Genomic DNA, 14761 nt, shown 5'->3' on the forward strand with positions numbered 1-14761 from the left:
CAATCATGATAAAAAACTTCATCAGGCTGTTTACAACAGGATTTTTATGCGGTATTCCCATGCTGGCTGATGCACAGGAAGTATTAAGTTTTCCCGGTGCTGAGGGTTTCGGAAGATTCACCACAGGCGGACGTGGCGGAAAGGTCTATTATGTAACCAGTCTGAAAGATGACCACTCTGAAGGAACCTTAAGATTTGCCTTAAATCAGAAGGGTCCGAGATATATTGTATTTAAAACTGGCGGTACAATTTATTTACAGTCTCCTTTACAAATAAAAGAAGGGGATGTCACCATTGCCGGGCAGACCGCTCCCGGAGACGGAATTACCATTGCCAATTATGAAACATTTGTCGCTGCTGATAATGTCATTATCCGTTTCCTGAGATTCAGGATGGGAGATCAGAAAAAATTTGAAGGAGATGCTTTGGGAGCAAGATTTATCAAAAACCTTATGGTGGACCATTGCTCAATGAGCTGGTCTACAGACGAAACGGTTTCTATTTATGCCAATGAAAAAACGACCCTTCAATGGTGCATCATTGCGGAAAGCCTTAGAAATTCCGTTCATCATAAAGGGGCTCATGGCTATGGTGGAATTGCAGGAGGTAAATACGCCTCATTCCATCACAATATATATGCTCATCACGACAGCAGAAATCCAAGATTGGGCGAATATGCAGGAAGCAAATCTGCCCTGACAGATCTTACCGATTTCAGGAATAACCTGATCTACAACTGGGGGCACAACAGCTTATACGGCGGTGAAGGCATGAACGTGAACATCGTCAATAATTATTACAAACCCGGACCAGCAACGCTAACCGGAAAACGTATTGTCGCCATCGATAAAAATGAAAACCCGAAAGCAGAAATTTTTAACATCTGGGGGAAATATTACATCAACGGAAATGTCATACAAGGAAACCCTGAAATTACCAAGGATAACTGGACAAAAGGTGTTTTTGATCAAATGAAAACCTCCTATAACTTAACAGAAAAGGATAAAAATTCAATTAAAATCAGCCGGCCTCATGATATTGGAAATAACATCAAAACCCATTCTGCACAGGAAGCTTACAGCAAGGTTGTAAAATCCGGCGGAGCAAGTCTGGTACGGGATGCTGTTGATCTTCATGTGATAAAAGATATTGAAAACGGAAACTTTACTTATACAGGTTCAAAAGGAAGTAAAAATGGAATCATTGATTCTCAAAATAATACAGGCGGATTTCCACTGTTAAAACAGGGCGAACCTTCCCCCGATTCAGATCATGACGGAATGCCGGATGAATGGGAAATCAAGTATCATTTAAACCCTAAAACAGCCGATGCCAATGGCCGGGATCTGGATAGAAACTACGATAATATAGAAATGTATATGAATGATATTGTCCGTAAAATAACCGACGAACAGAATTAATAACCATGAAAACGCTCACAAATCGGTAACCAAACAAAAAAGTATGAAACTCAGTTTATTTAAAATACTTATAGCAGGAACTTTTATCAGTACAAATGTATCTGCCCAAACTTCTGCGACTGAAAACAGTAAAAAAAACACCAAAGCACCGTTTTCATATGCTGAACTATCTGTAAAAGAAGGCGGCAAATGGGAAGGCAGTCAATACATTGGGGGAACTTTCAGGAATGTTCAGGAGCTTACGCTTCCTGAAGCGCATACAGATCATTCCTCCTACATCAGGTATGAAGGAATCGGTCTTGAAAATAATCAGATTGGCTACAGGCTTTATCTGGACTGGAGAAATGCTACAGACATTTTCGGTAAAAAAGTACCCTGGCATGTACTGCCGGAAGTAGGACAGGACGGATTTGAATCCTATCATAATGATGCTCCGTGGGGGCAGGATATTCTGAAATCCGGACGTACTCTCGGAATCGGCTCCTATGGACGATATGATGAGCAGAATGATTTTGTTGAAACCTTTAAAATCGTAAAAAGTACAACCGCAAAAGTAATCAATGAAAAAGATCAGTCCTATGCCCTTATTCATTATAAAGGCTGGAAAACCTGGGGTGATGCCGTAGATCTGCAGTCCAGGCTGACAATTTTCCCCAAAGACCGTTTCGTAAAAGTAGATCTTAATCTGAACAGCAGCCTTTCAGGTCTTTGTACCGGAATCGTTACCTTCAAAGACATCCCTATGAAACAGGGAATCAGTAAAAATAAAAAATGGGCTTATATCGCTACTTACGGAAAGCAGACTCTGGCTAAAAAAGAAGACAATCTGGGAATGGCAGTCTTCTATCCTCTTGAAAGCTTCGACAAGTATGTGAAAACAAAATCTACCCATACCATTGTTTTCAAAAAAACTAAAAATGTATCCTATTACTTTCTGGGAGCCTGGTCTCAGGAACCCAACGGCTTAACAACCGAAGAATCTTTTTACCAGGATCTGGATAAAAAACTGGATATTCTTGATAGCAATAATCAACTTTAAAGTTTAAAATCATGAACTTTATCAACAATTCTATTAAAACGTATGCACTGGCCGCTGCCTGTTCCGGACTCTTTTTTTCCTGCGCACAGAAACCGTTGCAAAACAGATCATCAGAAATACGAGCGAAAGCAGACGGAAAAATATCCGCCAGTCTTCCCTGGTCACAGAGAATGCTTCTTTCTGAAATAAAACGCTTCCCGCAAGCCTGGATGCTGGATTACAACAAATCCCCGAAATGGAGCTATCCTACAGCAATCGTACTGGAAGGTGCGGAAAGATTATATGAAAAAACGGGGAACAAAGAATATTATAACTATATCACAACCTTCGGTGACACGATGGTAAAAGAAGACGGAAGCATTGTTTCTTATGATCTTTCCAAATACAATATCGATATGCTGAATTGCGGCAATGTTCTTCTCTACCTCTATCAGCAGGAGAAAAAAGACAAATATTTAAAAGCTTTGCAAACCCTGCGTTCCCAGATTGACGGCCAGCCAAGAACCTCAGAAGGCGGATTCTGGCACAAGAAAATATATCCTAACCAGATGTGGCTGGACGGTTTATACATGGGTGAGCCGTTTTATGCACACTACACCCACTATTTTTCTAAAGGAGAAGAAGCTGAAAAAGCCTACAATGATATCATCAATCAGTTTGACCTGATTCAGAAGCACCTTTTAGACAAGAAAACAGGTCTCCTCTATCATGCCTGGGACGAAAGCCGCCAACAGCAATGGGCAGACAAAGAAACAGGGCTTTCCCCCAATTTCTGGTCGAGAGCGATGGGCTGGTACGGAATGGCTATAGTAGATGTACTGGATTATTTGCCTCAGGATCATCCCGGAAGAACAAAGCTGCTTTCTTACTTAAAATCTTACTGTGATGCTGTCATCAAAGTGCAGGACTCCAAAACAGGACTTTGGTATCAGGTACTGGATAAAGGAGGAGAAAAAGGAAACTATCTGGAAGCCACAGGTTCATCCATGTTCGTATACACCATGATAAAATCTGTAAACAAGGGATATTTACCCCAATCATATAAGGCATATGCAAAAAAGGGATATGAAGGCATTATCAAAAACTTAATCACAACAGATGAAAACGGTGTGGTAAGCTTGAATAAATGCTGCGCAGTGGCAGGATTAGGCGGAACCCCCTACAGAAGCGGTTCTTATGAATATTACGTGAATGAAGAAGTACGTTCCAATGATCCGAAAGGAACAGGTCCTTTTATCCTCGCCAGTTTGGAATTTGAAAAATAAAAAAATTGAAAAATCCTCATCCCTGTCAAGATGTAGAACCTTGACAGGGATCAAAAAAAGTCAAGATAACTTTAATGTTTAATTGATTGTATGAAGACAAAAAGTATTGTAAATATCATTGCCATTACCGCATGTTCAGCGGCATCAGCCTATCTTCAGGCACAGGAGAAAAACTATGTTTCTGAAGTATGGACTGCCGATCAGGGAAAGAACTACAGAAACCCTGTTCTGTATGCAGACTACTCCGATCCGGATGTTATCCGTGTGGGCAGCGATTATTATATGACGGCATCAAGTTTCAATGAAACTCCGGGGCTTCCCATCCTGCATTCCAAAGATATGATCAACTGGAAGCTGGTTAATTATGCTGTTCAGGATATCCTTCCTCCGGAACATTTTGCCACTCCGAAAAGAGGTGACGGAATCTGGGCACCAAGCATAAGATTTCATAAAGGGGAATTCTATATTTATTGGGGGGATCCTGATTTCGGAATTTATATGGTGAAAACCAAAGACCCGCTGGGAACTTGGGAAAAACCTGTGTTGGTAATGGAAGGAAAAGGTTTGATTGATTCCTGTCCGTTCTGGGATGAAGACGGAAATGCCTATCTTATTCATGGCTGGGCGGGAAGCCGCGCCGGAGTAAAAAGTATCCTGACGCTTAACAGAATGAATCCTGAAGGAACAAAAGTCCTGGATAAAGGCGTCCATATCTTTGATGGCCACGATGCCCATCCAACCATTGAAGGTCCCAAACTATATAAAAGAAACGGCTACTATTACATTTTTGCCCCGGCTGGAGGTGTGGCAACAGGATGGCAGCTCGTATTAAGGTCAAAAAATATTTACGGCCCGTATGAAGAAAAAATAGTACTGGAACAAGGCTCCACAGCCATTAACGGACCTCATCAGGGAGCCTGGGTAGATACGCCATCCGGTGAAGACTGGTTTTATCATTTTCAGGATGTGGATGCCGGCGGAAGAATCATTCACCTGCAGCCTATGAAATGGGAAAAAGACTGGCCGGTAATGGGAATCGATTATAATAAAAACGGGATTGGCGAACCTGTTTTAACCTATAAAAAGCCTGATGTTGGGCAATACTACCCTATTTCCACCCCTCCGGAAACCGATGAATTTGATGGCGAAAAGCTAGGACTGCAATGGCAATGGAGTGCTAATGAAAATATTGTATGGTCATCCAAACTTCCCGGACAAAAATTTTTAAGATTATTCTCTATCAAAGTTCCTGAAGGAGAAAAAAATCTATGGAATGTCCCGAATCTGTTAACCCAAAAATTTCCGGCTCCCAATTTTGCAGCATCAACAAAGGTGAAGCTAACCCCCGAAGACGCCAAAGAAGGGAAAACCGCAGGATTATTAATCATGGGGCTAGATCATGCATCTCTGGTCATTACCAGCAAACCTGACGGTTATTATCTTCAATTAAGAAAAGCGGAGAAAGCAGACAAAGGCGGAGAAGAAAAAATACTATTTGAAACCCAGTTAAAAAGTAACGAAGTCTATTTAAAAGTCAATGTAAATGAACCTAATGGCCTGTGCCAGTTCAGCTATAGTGAAAACGGCAGGAACTTCATCAAAGCCGGTGGGATTTTTCAGGCAAAACCCGGCAAATGGATTGGGGCAAAAGTAGGTTTATACAGCATCAGTACAACAAAAGCTCCTCGTGGAGGATATGCAGATTTTGAATGGTTTAGAATTACAAAGAAATAAATAATGCAGGAAACACTAAAACGCAGGCCATTTGAAAATGCAATTAATTAAGCGCACAAAGATTGTATTTCCGATAACGTTAGAGGCAATTCAACTTACTGAAAATTTAATATTGAAAGAAGTCGAAATGTTCTTGCGATAATCCAATAAAAAAATCATGAAGAAAAGCCTATATAAGTCCGTTTCATTTTTATTCAGCGTAATGTTGTTATCAGCATGCCAGTCGCAGGATAGAGCACAAAAAACGATATCAAAACAGCATAATAAAGTCACCCATATCTACCTCATCGGAGACTCTACGATGGCTGATTACACTGGGGATTACGATCCCGGAAAAGAGTATATGAAAGTTCGGTATCCCATTACAGGCTGGGGGCAGGTTTTTCAGCCGTTCTTTGTAAAAGACAGCCTTAACGCTTTGAGGCCTGCTATCACTACAGATTCGGTAGCCGTTATTGACAGGGCTCATGGCGGCAGAAGCACACGAACTTTTTTCCAGGAGGGAAGATGGCGGTATGTCTATGAACATCTACAGTCTGGTGATTACGTGATCATGCAGTTCGGGCATAATGATGGTTCAGAAAAGCATCCTGAGCGCTATGTAAATATTCAGGGGTATAAAGAATTTTTGCGTTTATTCGTTTCCCAGACCAGACAAAAAGGCGGAAATCCTGTTATTGTAACCCCTGTAGCAAGAAATTACCCTTGGAAAGACGGAAAGCTTGAAAATGTACATGGAGAATATTGGCAGGCTCCCATTGATATAGCAAAAGAAATGAACGTTCCCTATATTGATTTAAACAAATTATCCATGGAATATTTTACTCAAAAAGGACAGGATTTCACCACCAGCCATTATTTCATGAATCTTCCGGAAAATACTTACGAAGCTTACCCTAAAGGACAGAAAGACAATACTCATTTTCAGCCGGAAGGAGCAAAAGCAGTGGCTTCACTGGTCTATCAGGAACTTAAAAATATTATTAAAACTCAAAAGAAATAACATGAAGAAGTCATTTACCATTATCAGCTTAGCAGCAGCAATGATGTTTTCCGGGCAGGCATATGCCCAGAGCCTTGATATTTATAAAAACATTGAGTTTACCATGCCTCAGGTGGCGGAAACCTCTTTTCCTGCCAACACAGTTTCTATCACCCAGTTCGGAGGAGTTTCAGGCGGAAATGTAAAAAATACCGGGGCTTTCAAAAAGGCCATTGATGAGCTTGGTAAAAAAGGAGGCGGAAAACTGATAGTCCCTAGGGGAATGTGGCTCACAGGGCCTATAGAGCTTAAAAGCAATATCAATCTTCATGTAGAAGAAGGCGCCTTTATCATTTTCAGTAAAGATAAAGATGATTATCCGTTGGTAGATATAAGTTTTGAAGGAATAAATACCATTCGATGCCAGTCTCCTATTTCTGCAAAAAATGCCACCAATATTGCCATTACGGGAAAAGGGGTCATTGATGGAAGCGGAGATGCGTGGAGAGCCATCAAAAAAAGCAAAGTCGCGGAATCAGAATGGAAAGAGATCATAAAATCCGGTGGAATATTATCTTCTGACGGCAAAACATGGTACCCTTCCGAAAGCTATAAAAAAGGATTCGAAAGCAGCTCAAACTTCAATGTTCCCGATAAAATCTCCAAAGATGAGCTGAATACCGTAAAAGACTTTCTGCGCCCGGTAATGGTAAGCCTGACAGGTTGTGACAAAGTATTGTTAGATGGTCCTACCTTCCAGAATTCCCCGGCGTGGAATCTTCACCCGTTGATGTGCTCCAATGTAATTTTAAGAAACCTTACCGTAAGAAATCCCTGGTTTTCCCAAAACGGCGACGGTGTAGACCTGGAATCCTGTAAAAATGTGCTGATTTATGACAATACATTTGATGTGGGTGATGATGCCATCTGTATTAAATCCGGAAAAAATGAAGACGGAAGAAAAAGAGGAATGCCCACCGAAAATGTCATCATCAAAAACAATATTGTATATCACGGTCATGGAGGTTTTGTTGTAGGAAGTGAAATGTCCGGAGGTGCTAGAAATATTCATGTTTCCGACTGTACTTTTATCGGAACAGATATCGGGCTTCGTTTTAAAACCACCCGTGGAAGAGGCGGAATTGTTGAGAATATTTACATCAAAAATATAGATATGATTAATATTCCGACACAGACAATCGGTTTTAATATGTTCTACGAAGGCGCTTCTCCGGTGTTGGAAGACGGCCAGAAAAAAGAAGGAAACAAAACCCCTGAAAAAGTATATCCGGTAACAGAAGAAACGCCGGTCTTCAGAAATATATTCTTTAAGAACATCAATGCAGTCAATTCTCACGAAGCCATTACATTATTTGGCCTTTCTGAAATGAATCTTAAAAATATTGTGATTGAAGACTCAAAATTCGATACCAGGAAAGCTCTGACCATCGTTGATGCAGATGGAATTCAACTCAAAAATGTAACCCTGAAATATACTGAAGGAACAGGAGCAACAGTTTATAACAGTAAGAATATCAACCTTTCCACTGTTAAATTTGAATCAGCAGCTAAGCCTTATGTTAAAGTCTTAGGAAGCAAAACCGGAGCTGTCATTTTACCAAAGGAAATATTATCCGATAAAAGTACAGTTTCCATAGGAACAGATGTAGCAAAAAACGCAGTACAATAAAAACTTCTGATAACAAACCCTTAAGAACTAAGATTTTCTTCATATTCTTAATGGTTTCAATATAAAAATCTAATAAAATGATTTTTAATAAAAGGCCTATTTATATTTCTATTTTCTTTGTAGGGACGATGGCATTCGGGCAGATAAGCAGACCGAATGCCTCTCCTTACACCAATGAAGGGACATTTGAAAAATTAAAGAAAAAATACCCTTTCATTACACCCATTGACCGCCCGGTTCCGAAAAACATCAGAATCGACAGGGATATTGAATATACAACCATTAACGGAACATCATTAAAAGCTGATGTATATTATCCTCTTGACACCTCAAAAAAACAGGCAGGAATCGCCATGGTTCATGGCGGCGGCTGGATTTCCGGCAGCAAGGAAAATGAAAAATACATGGCTATGGAATTAGCTTCAAAAGGATTTGTCGTAATAGCTGTTGGTTACCGTCTTGCAGATGCCGCACAATATCCTGCCGGAATTGAAGATATAGAAACAGCCATTCAATGGATAAGGTCTCACCACAAAAAATATTCTTTAGATAAAAATAAAATAGCCGTTTGGGGCGAATCTGCCGGAGCGCAGATGGCAACACTGGTGGGAGTGAAAAAGAAAAATAATATAAAAGCGATCATCAATATCGATGGAATTGTTTCTTTCATTCATCCCGAAGCTGAAGAAAGTACCTACGCCGCTTACTGGCTGGGTGGAGACCGGAACACCCACCTAAAAACCTGGACAGAAGCCTCGCCTTTGGAATATGTAGATAAAAATACACCACCAACCATTTTCATCAACAGCTCCCAGCCCAGATTTCATGCCGGAAGAGATGATATGATGAAAAAATTAAAAGCTTACTATATTCCCACTGAATTTCATGAAATCAAAGATACACCTCATTCATTCTGGTCCGCAGAACCCTGGTTCACCGAAACCCTGAACTATGCTGTTGATTTTTTGAATAAAGTGTTGAAATAATTTTAACCGGATCTTATGAAAAAATTATTCTTAATCCTGTTTCTGCCAATAGTTCAGTTTCTATGGGCACAGAGCAAACCTTATATCACCATTACAGTTGCCCAGGATGGAAGCGGCAATTTTACCACGATTCAAAAAGCAATCAATTCTGTGCGAGATCTTGGTCCTGCAGAAGCATTGATCAGGATTAAACCGGGAACTTATCATGAGAAAGTAATTATCCCCTCTTCAAAACATAAGATTACCCTGGAAGGCGAAAGTAAAAACAATACTATTATCACCAACAATGATTTCTCCGGAAAAAAAGATTCTTTCAATGAAAAGATGACGACTTTCAACTCGTATACCCTTCTGGTAATGGGTGATGATATCAAAATCAGCAACCTTACCATTCAAAACAGCTCATGTAACGAGGGACAGGCTGTTTCACTTCATGTGGAAGGCGATCGTTTTGTTATTAAAAATTCAGATATCCTGGGTTGTCAGGATACGCTTTATTCTGCCACCAACCACAGCAGGCAGTATTTTGAAAACTGCTATATAGAAGGCACTACCGATTTTATTTTCGGACAGGCAACGGCTGTTTTTAAAAACTGTATCATTCATAGCCTTGCAAACTCCTACATCACTGCTGCTGCAACGGAAACCGACAGAAAATATGGCTTTGTATTCCTGGACTGTAAGCTTACTGCTAAAGATGGGATTACAGAAGTTTATCTCGGAAGACCCTGGAGACCTTATGCCAAAACCGTGTTTATCAATACGGAAATGGGAAAACACATCCTTCCTGAAGGCTGGAATTCCTGGAAAGGAGACCCCATGTTTCCCGATAAAGAAAAAACCGCCTGTTACGCTGAATACGGAAGTAAAGGTGACGGCGGGAATCCCTCCAAACGCATCAGCTGGTCACATCAGCTGACAAAAAAAGATCTTAAAAATTACACGTTAGAGAAAATCTTTGACGGCTGGAACCCTAATATGAATAATAAGTAATGTCATCTATACAAAGGCATTTTAATAAATAGAATATGAAAAAAAAACTTACCCTTCTCATTTTCTTCCTTTCAATCCTAACATTTGGACAGCAGCCTACCCTGTTTCTCATTGGTGATTCTACCATGGCCAATAAAGAAAATCCTGACAAAAACCCTGAACACGGCTGGGGGCAGATGCTTCCATATCTTTTAACATCAGAAATAATGATTCAGAATCATGCAACGAACGGAAGAAGCTCCAAAAGCTTCAGGACAGAAGGAAGATGGAACAAGGTGCTGAATCAACTTAAAAAAGGAGATTTTGTAATCATTCAGTTCGGACATAATGATCAGAAAGTAAATGATTCTGCCCGTTTTACCAATACATACACCCAGTACAGGGCCAACCTCGAAAGGTATGTAAGCGAAACCCGATCTAAAGGCGCAGTTCCAATCCTTATGACGTCAATTGTAAGAAGGAATTTTAACGAAAACGGTGTTCTGGTGGATACCCACAAAGAATATCCTCTTGTCGTAAGAATGGTAGCTGATGATCTTAAAGTACCTTTTGTTGACTTACAGCTATTATCGGAACAGCTTGAAATTTCATATGGCCCTGAAAAATCAAAGAAGTTGCATCTGCATTATAAAAAAGGGGATGAACCTTATTATCCGGAGGGAAAAGATGATGATACCCATTTATCAAAATCGGGAGCAGAATCTATTGCAAAACTGGCAGCCGGTTCTTTGAAAAATATGAAAACCGGACTGGAAAAGTATATTAAGTAACAAAATCTTCCAGTCTCTCTGATTTTTAGGGTAAGATTTAATTAAAAAGATAAAAAATGGATTTCAAAAAAGAAGCTTTCTTCGATGGAAACTCTGCATGGGAAGATCTGGGAAACGGTATTTCCAGGCAATTTGTGGGGTATAATTCCCAGGTGATGATGGTGATTGTAAAATTTGAGAAGGATGCTGTAGGAGCTTTGCATCAGCATTTTCACTCTCAGATTACGTATGTTGCTTCCGGAAAATTTGAAGTTACTGTTGATGGGAAAACAAAAATTTTACAGCAAGGAGATGGATTTTTTGCACAGCCTGCTATTTTCCATGGGGTGAGATGCCTCGAAGAAGGAAAATTAATTGATGCTTTTACCCCTTTGCGGGAAGATTTCCTCATTTAGGATTGAAAAAGTTCTACAGCACAGAATGATAAAAATTCCGTTTCATTTTTATAAATAAATTAATGATAAAATGCAATCGATTAACCAATACAAATAATTAATATTATAATTATATAAACGCCAATATAATAATATATAAATTAGTTTAATATTGAATTTATAATTTCACATCAAAACAAATCACAAAATATAAACTATGAAAACAATGTTCAAATCGGCTTTATTGACAGCCGTTCTAAGCTCAGCTTTTGCCCTGACCGGATGTGGTCAGGAAGAAATCAATAACGATATGGCAGAGAAAGAAGCCAGCCTTAAAAGTTCTCTGACTCAAAAGATCGTTCCTTTAGCCAATTGTATTGCTCCGGGATGGGCTTCACAAAACGGCGGAACTACCGGTGGCGGAACAGCAGCAGAAACAACTGTTTCTACGTATGCCCAATTAAAAGCCGCTATTGAAAATACAGCTGTAAAAGTGATCAAAGTTACAGGAACCATTACGGTCACTGCCCGCTTATCACTTCAGGATCAGACAGGAAAAACAATATACGGAACAGCCGGAGCCAGGCTGGTTTCTACAGACCAGACCAAAGATGGCTCAGGAATTATCAATATTAAAAGATGCAATAATATCATTATCCGAAACCTTATTTTCGAAGGTCCGGGAGCCTATGATACCGACGGATGGGATAATGCCATCCTGGACGACTGCCGGAATGTGTGGATAGATCACTGTGAATTCAGAGATGGTGTTGACGGAAATTTTGACATCAAGAATAAGTCTGATTATATTACAGTTTCCTATACGAAATTCCATTATCTGAAAGCACCAAAACCAGGCGGTTCGGGAGGAACAGATGACCACAGATTCTCCAATCTTATCGGATCCAGCGACGGCGCCACTGCTGACGCCGGAAAACTGAATGTGACTTTTGTTCGCTGCTGGTGGGCACCGGGATGCAGAGAGCGCATGCCGAGAGTACGATTCGGTAAGATTCATATCCTGAACAGTTATTTTAACAGCTCTGTAAGCAACAAATGCATTGCTGCCGGAGTGCAGGCTAATATCCTGGTAGAAAGAAACGTTTTTGAAAATGTAAAAGAACCCATCAGTTTAATGACCGGATTTACAGCGGTAACCCAATCCGGAAGCAGCTTTATCAACGTTACCGGAAATACGGCAGGAAGCGGAACAGCATTCACCCCGCCCTACAGCATTACTAAACTTAACACAGCAGATGTAAAAGCAGATGTTACCGCCAATGCAGGAGCTACTTTAGGTGGGAATGTTTGTGATGCATTTTAGCAGAAGACTTTAATAATAGCAGTCATAAAAGAAGAAGGGTATCTCAGAAATGAGATACTCTTTTTATTTACAGGAGTTTAAAATCCAGCTATCTGAAAAAATAACGGATTGGATGCCCGCTCCTACTGAATATCAGCTATTCACTTACTTTATTTTTTTCCAGCCATTTCGGGTATTCTTTTGCCAAAAGCTTTTCCGCAAAATCACCAAACCAGCTGTATCCGTTTCTTCTTTCTTCTGAAACGTCATTGTAATTGTATTTTATACTTCCGTCACGGTCTCCAAACAGGGGTTTATTGCTATGAATATCATAAAATCTCGCCCAGATCACAGCGTTTTTATCTTCAGCTAATACCCTTACTGTTTTTCCATTTTGTTTCGTCACATTGTAACTGTACCCTTCTATTTTATTCTTTCTGAACCACTGTATCGCAGCTTTTATTGATTTTTCAATCTCAGGAGTTACTGGCTGAAGCATTAAAAACCTTACAATTCCTACCGATTCTCCGGTCGCTAATGAAACAGGCTCAAAAGCTCTTGCCTTATCCGGCTGCAGAGTAATCTCGTTATACTGATCTGCCCAGATGGAAGGAATACCCTTCTGAAGAACCTGGGTTTTTAAAATGCATTCAATTCCTTTTTGTACGGCAGTCTTTGATTTTTCCTTTAATGATGAAGAGACTGCGCTGAAATCACCCTTAGCTTCCGCAACATTGTAAAGAACTGTCAGCGCATTGATCATCGCGTTATCATTATAAGTTATCTGTTTTCTGTACAGCCCTGTATTGGGATAATACTGAGGAAAACCTCCGTTATCGTACTGCATAAGAATGAGATAGCGGATTCCCCTTTCCGCAGCCTGTACATACTCGGGATTTTTTGTTGCTGAGTACGCTTTAATCAATGCATTGATTTCCCTTGAAGTAGCATTGTTATCAATAGTGGCATGATCATCACCTGTAGATTTTATTTTTTTTAAAAGCGCTTTGTCAACCGGCAGTGTATAGTTAACCACCGATTTATCTACAAGCTGTTTTCCCCACCCTCCATTGGGAAGCTGATAGATCATCATTTTCTCGGCCAGGGTATCTTTTGCCTGCGCAGAATAATGAACAGCCAATAACCCTAATGCCAATGTAAATATTTTCAGTTTCATTTTATAATTAGAAATTAGACAAAATAGTTTTATGAAATACTACCACTCTCCATCTCCTATAATTCTTTTTTATCTTAAAGCAAAATGCAATCGATTGCATAAATCAATCTAAGAATCCGGATATTCATAATTTATTCAAATGTTAATAAGCCAAAAATATAAATAATTTAGCAATTAAAAGGCACAATAAGTGAAAGATATGATATTTTATCTTTCAAATACTCCTAAATCTATGAATTCTCCAATTAAGATTATTTTTTCTATGATTCGGGTTATTAAAAGATAAACAGTAAAAAATATGTATTTTATGCCTTATATTGCATTAAAATAAAAGGTGCCATATAAGCTCAACACCTATATGGCACTATCATTAAAGAATCTAATCTTCTTGTTCTGCATCAAAATTGATGAATGTCTCCGCAATTTCTGTAAGATTCTCATCAGTATCCTCTTCTTCCTGAAGTGTTTTTTCAAGCAGATCTGCGGCTTTATCATGCCCCATGGTAATGGCAAGCTGCGCAAGACCTCCATAAGTGGCAATTTCATAATGCTCAACTTTTTGTGCGGCAATGATAAGGGCTGCATCACGGGTCATAGATCCTTCCTTTGTAGATTTTATAATTTCTTCCCCTTCTTTTATAATTCCTTTTATAGCCTCACATTCCTTTTTTTCAGGATCCTCATCAATGAGCTTAAATACTTTTTCTAACCGGCTTACATGTTTTTTGGTCTGAAGCTGATGGTCTTCAAAAGCATCTTTCAACTCTTCTGTTGTTGCGGCTTCCTGCATTTTCTCCAAAGCCTCTATAATGGCATTTTCTGCGAAATAAATATCTTTAAGAGAGCTTACAAAAAATTGATGGAGGGAAGAATTTTTCATTTCCTCTTTTTCTGCCGAAGCATTGTCCGTTTTCAACTTTTTTTCTGCTGTTGCAGCTCCTCCTGTTGTGGAGGCTGCAGATGCAGCTGTATTGTTATTTTCTGTTGTTTTTGTTGCCATGATATGATGTGGTGTTTGAAATGAGTT

13 protein-coding genes are annotated in these 14761 nt (G+C 39.6%); 11 read left to right on the plus strand and 2 right to left on the minus strand.

Annotation, left to right across the window (positions count from 1 at the left end; all coding sequences use genetic code 11):
• The first annotated feature begins 5 nt into the window (after positions 1-5).
• The 11 genes from ACP3T3_RS05675 to ACP3T3_RS05725 all read left to right on the plus strand — a co-directional run bounded on the left by ACP3T3_RS05675 (position 6) and on the right by ACP3T3_RS05725 (position 12578).
• The gene (locus ACP3T3_RS05675) at positions 6-1421 is read left to right on the plus strand and encodes a pectate lyase family protein (protein WP_426478944.1); all 1416 of its coding nucleotides are present in this window, start codon (positions 6-8) and stop codon (positions 1419-1421) included.
• Between the two features lie 43 nt (positions 1422-1464).
• On the plus strand, positions 1465-2460 hold the full coding sequence (locus ACP3T3_RS05680) for a DUF4861 family protein (RefSeq protein ID WP_426478945.1): 996 nt from the start codon (positions 1465-1467) through the stop codon (positions 2458-2460).
• Between the two features lie 11 nt (positions 2461-2471).
• The gene (locus ACP3T3_RS05685; RefSeq protein WP_426478946.1) at positions 2472-3725 is read left to right on the plus strand and encodes a glycoside hydrolase family 88/105 protein; all 1254 of its coding nucleotides are present in this window, start codon (positions 2472-2474) and stop codon (positions 3723-3725) included.
• A gap of 90 nt (positions 3726-3815) precedes the next feature.
• The gene (locus ACP3T3_RS05690; protein WP_426478947.1) at positions 3816-5459 is read left to right on the plus strand and encodes a glycoside hydrolase family 43 protein; all 1644 of its coding nucleotides are present in this window, start codon (positions 3816-3818) and stop codon (positions 5457-5459) included.
• A 157-nt stretch (positions 5460-5616) separates the two neighbouring features.
• Positions 5617-6462: a rhamnogalacturonan acetylesterase gene (locus ACP3T3_RS05695; RefSeq protein ID WP_426478948.1), complete on the plus strand. Its 846-nt coding sequence runs from the start codon at positions 5617-5619 to the stop codon at positions 6460-6462.
• A gap of 1 nt (position 6463) precedes the next feature.
• On the plus strand, positions 6464-8131 hold the full coding sequence (locus ACP3T3_RS05700; protein ID WP_426478949.1) for a glycoside hydrolase family 28 protein: 1668 nt from the start codon (positions 6464-6466) through the stop codon (positions 8129-8131).
• 77 nt (positions 8132-8208) lie between these two features.
• Entirely contained in the window at positions 8209-9117 is a 909-nt protein-coding gene (locus ACP3T3_RS05705; RefSeq protein ID WP_426478950.1) for an alpha/beta hydrolase, read from the plus strand.
• Between the two features lie 15 nt (positions 9118-9132).
• Positions 9133-10110: a pectinesterase family protein gene (locus ACP3T3_RS05710; RefSeq protein ID WP_426478951.1), complete on the plus strand. Its 978-nt coding sequence runs from the start codon at positions 9133-9135 to the stop codon at positions 10108-10110.
• Positions 10111-10145: 35 nt separating this feature from the next.
• Positions 10146-10880 (plus strand): rhamnogalacturonan acetylesterase, encoded by a 735-nt coding sequence (locus ACP3T3_RS05715; RefSeq protein ID WP_426478952.1) that lies wholly within the window; start codon positions 10146-10148, stop codon positions 10878-10880.
• A gap of 56 nt (positions 10881-10936) precedes the next feature.
• The gene (locus ACP3T3_RS05720; protein WP_426478953.1) at positions 10937-11275 is read left to right on the plus strand and encodes a cupin domain-containing protein; all 339 of its coding nucleotides are present in this window, start codon (positions 10937-10939) and stop codon (positions 11273-11275) included.
• Between the two features lie 196 nt (positions 11276-11471).
• A complete protein-coding gene (locus ACP3T3_RS05725; RefSeq protein ID WP_426478954.1) occupies positions 11472-12578 on the plus strand; it encodes a pectate lyase family protein in 1107 nt (368 codons plus the stop codon).
• A 136-nt stretch (positions 12579-12714) separates the two neighbouring features.
• Here ACP3T3_RS05725 and pelA read toward each other — a convergent pair whose 3' ends face one another.
• Both pelA and ACP3T3_RS05735 read right to left on the minus strand, forming a co-directional pair.
• Positions 12715-13734 carry a pectate lyase gene (pelA, locus tag ACP3T3_RS05730; RefSeq protein ID WP_426478955.1) on the minus strand — a complete coding sequence of 340 codons (1020 nt, stop codon included), beginning with the start codon at positions 13732-13734 and terminating at the stop codon, positions 12715-12717.
• A 379-nt stretch (positions 13735-14113) separates the two neighbouring features.
• Entirely contained in the window at positions 14114-14734 is a 621-nt protein-coding gene (locus ACP3T3_RS05735; protein WP_426478956.1) for a ferritin-like domain-containing protein, read from the minus strand.
• Positions 14735-14761: the final 27 nt, after the last annotated feature.

Origin of the sequence: Chryseobacterium sp. CBSDS_008 (assembly GCF_049959325.1) — a bacterium.
Classification (GTDB): Bacteria; Bacteroidota; Bacteroidia; order Flavobacteriales; family Weeksellaceae; genus Chryseobacterium.

Coding starts and splice junctions, on each gene's coding strand:
- ACP3T3_RS05675 (WP_426478944.1), top strand. CDS start 6: ATGATAAAAAACTTCATCAGGCTGTTTACAACAGGATTTTTATGCGGT.
- ACP3T3_RS05680 (WP_426478945.1), top strand. CDS start 1,465: ATGAAACTCAGTTTATTTAAAATACTTATAGCAGGAACTTTTATCAGT.
- ACP3T3_RS05685 (WP_426478946.1), top strand. CDS start 2,472: ATGAACTTTATCAACAATTCTATTAAAACGTATGCACTGGCCGCTGCC.
- ACP3T3_RS05690 (WP_426478947.1), top strand. CDS start 3,816: ATGAAGACAAAAAGTATTGTAAATATCATTGCCATTACCGCATGTTCA.
- ACP3T3_RS05695 (WP_426478948.1), top strand. CDS start 5,617: ATGAAGAAAAGCCTATATAAGTCCGTTTCATTTTTATTCAGCGTAATG.
- ACP3T3_RS05700 (WP_426478949.1), top strand. CDS start 6,464: ATGAAGAAGTCATTTACCATTATCAGCTTAGCAGCAGCAATGATGTTT.
- ACP3T3_RS05705 (WP_426478950.1), top strand. CDS start 8,209: ATGATTTTTAATAAAAGGCCTATTTATATTTCTATTTTCTTTGTAGGG.
- ACP3T3_RS05710 (WP_426478951.1), top strand. CDS start 9,133: ATGAAAAAATTATTCTTAATCCTGTTTCTGCCAATAGTTCAGTTTCTA.
- ACP3T3_RS05715 (WP_426478952.1), top strand. CDS start 10,146: ATGAAAAAAAAACTTACCCTTCTCATTTTCTTCCTTTCAATCCTAACA.
- ACP3T3_RS05720 (WP_426478953.1), top strand. CDS start 10,937: ATGGATTTCAAAAAAGAAGCTTTCTTCGATGGAAACTCTGCATGGGAA.
- ACP3T3_RS05725 (WP_426478954.1), top strand. CDS start 11,472: ATGAAAACAATGTTCAAATCGGCTTTATTGACAGCCGTTCTAAGCTCA.
- pelA (WP_426478955.1), bottom strand. CDS start 13,734: ATGAAACTGAAAATATTTACATTGGCATTAGGGTTATTGGCTGTTCAT.
- ACP3T3_RS05735 (WP_426478956.1), bottom strand. CDS start 14,734: ATGGCAACAAAAACAACAGAAAATAACAATACAGCTGCATCTGCAGCC.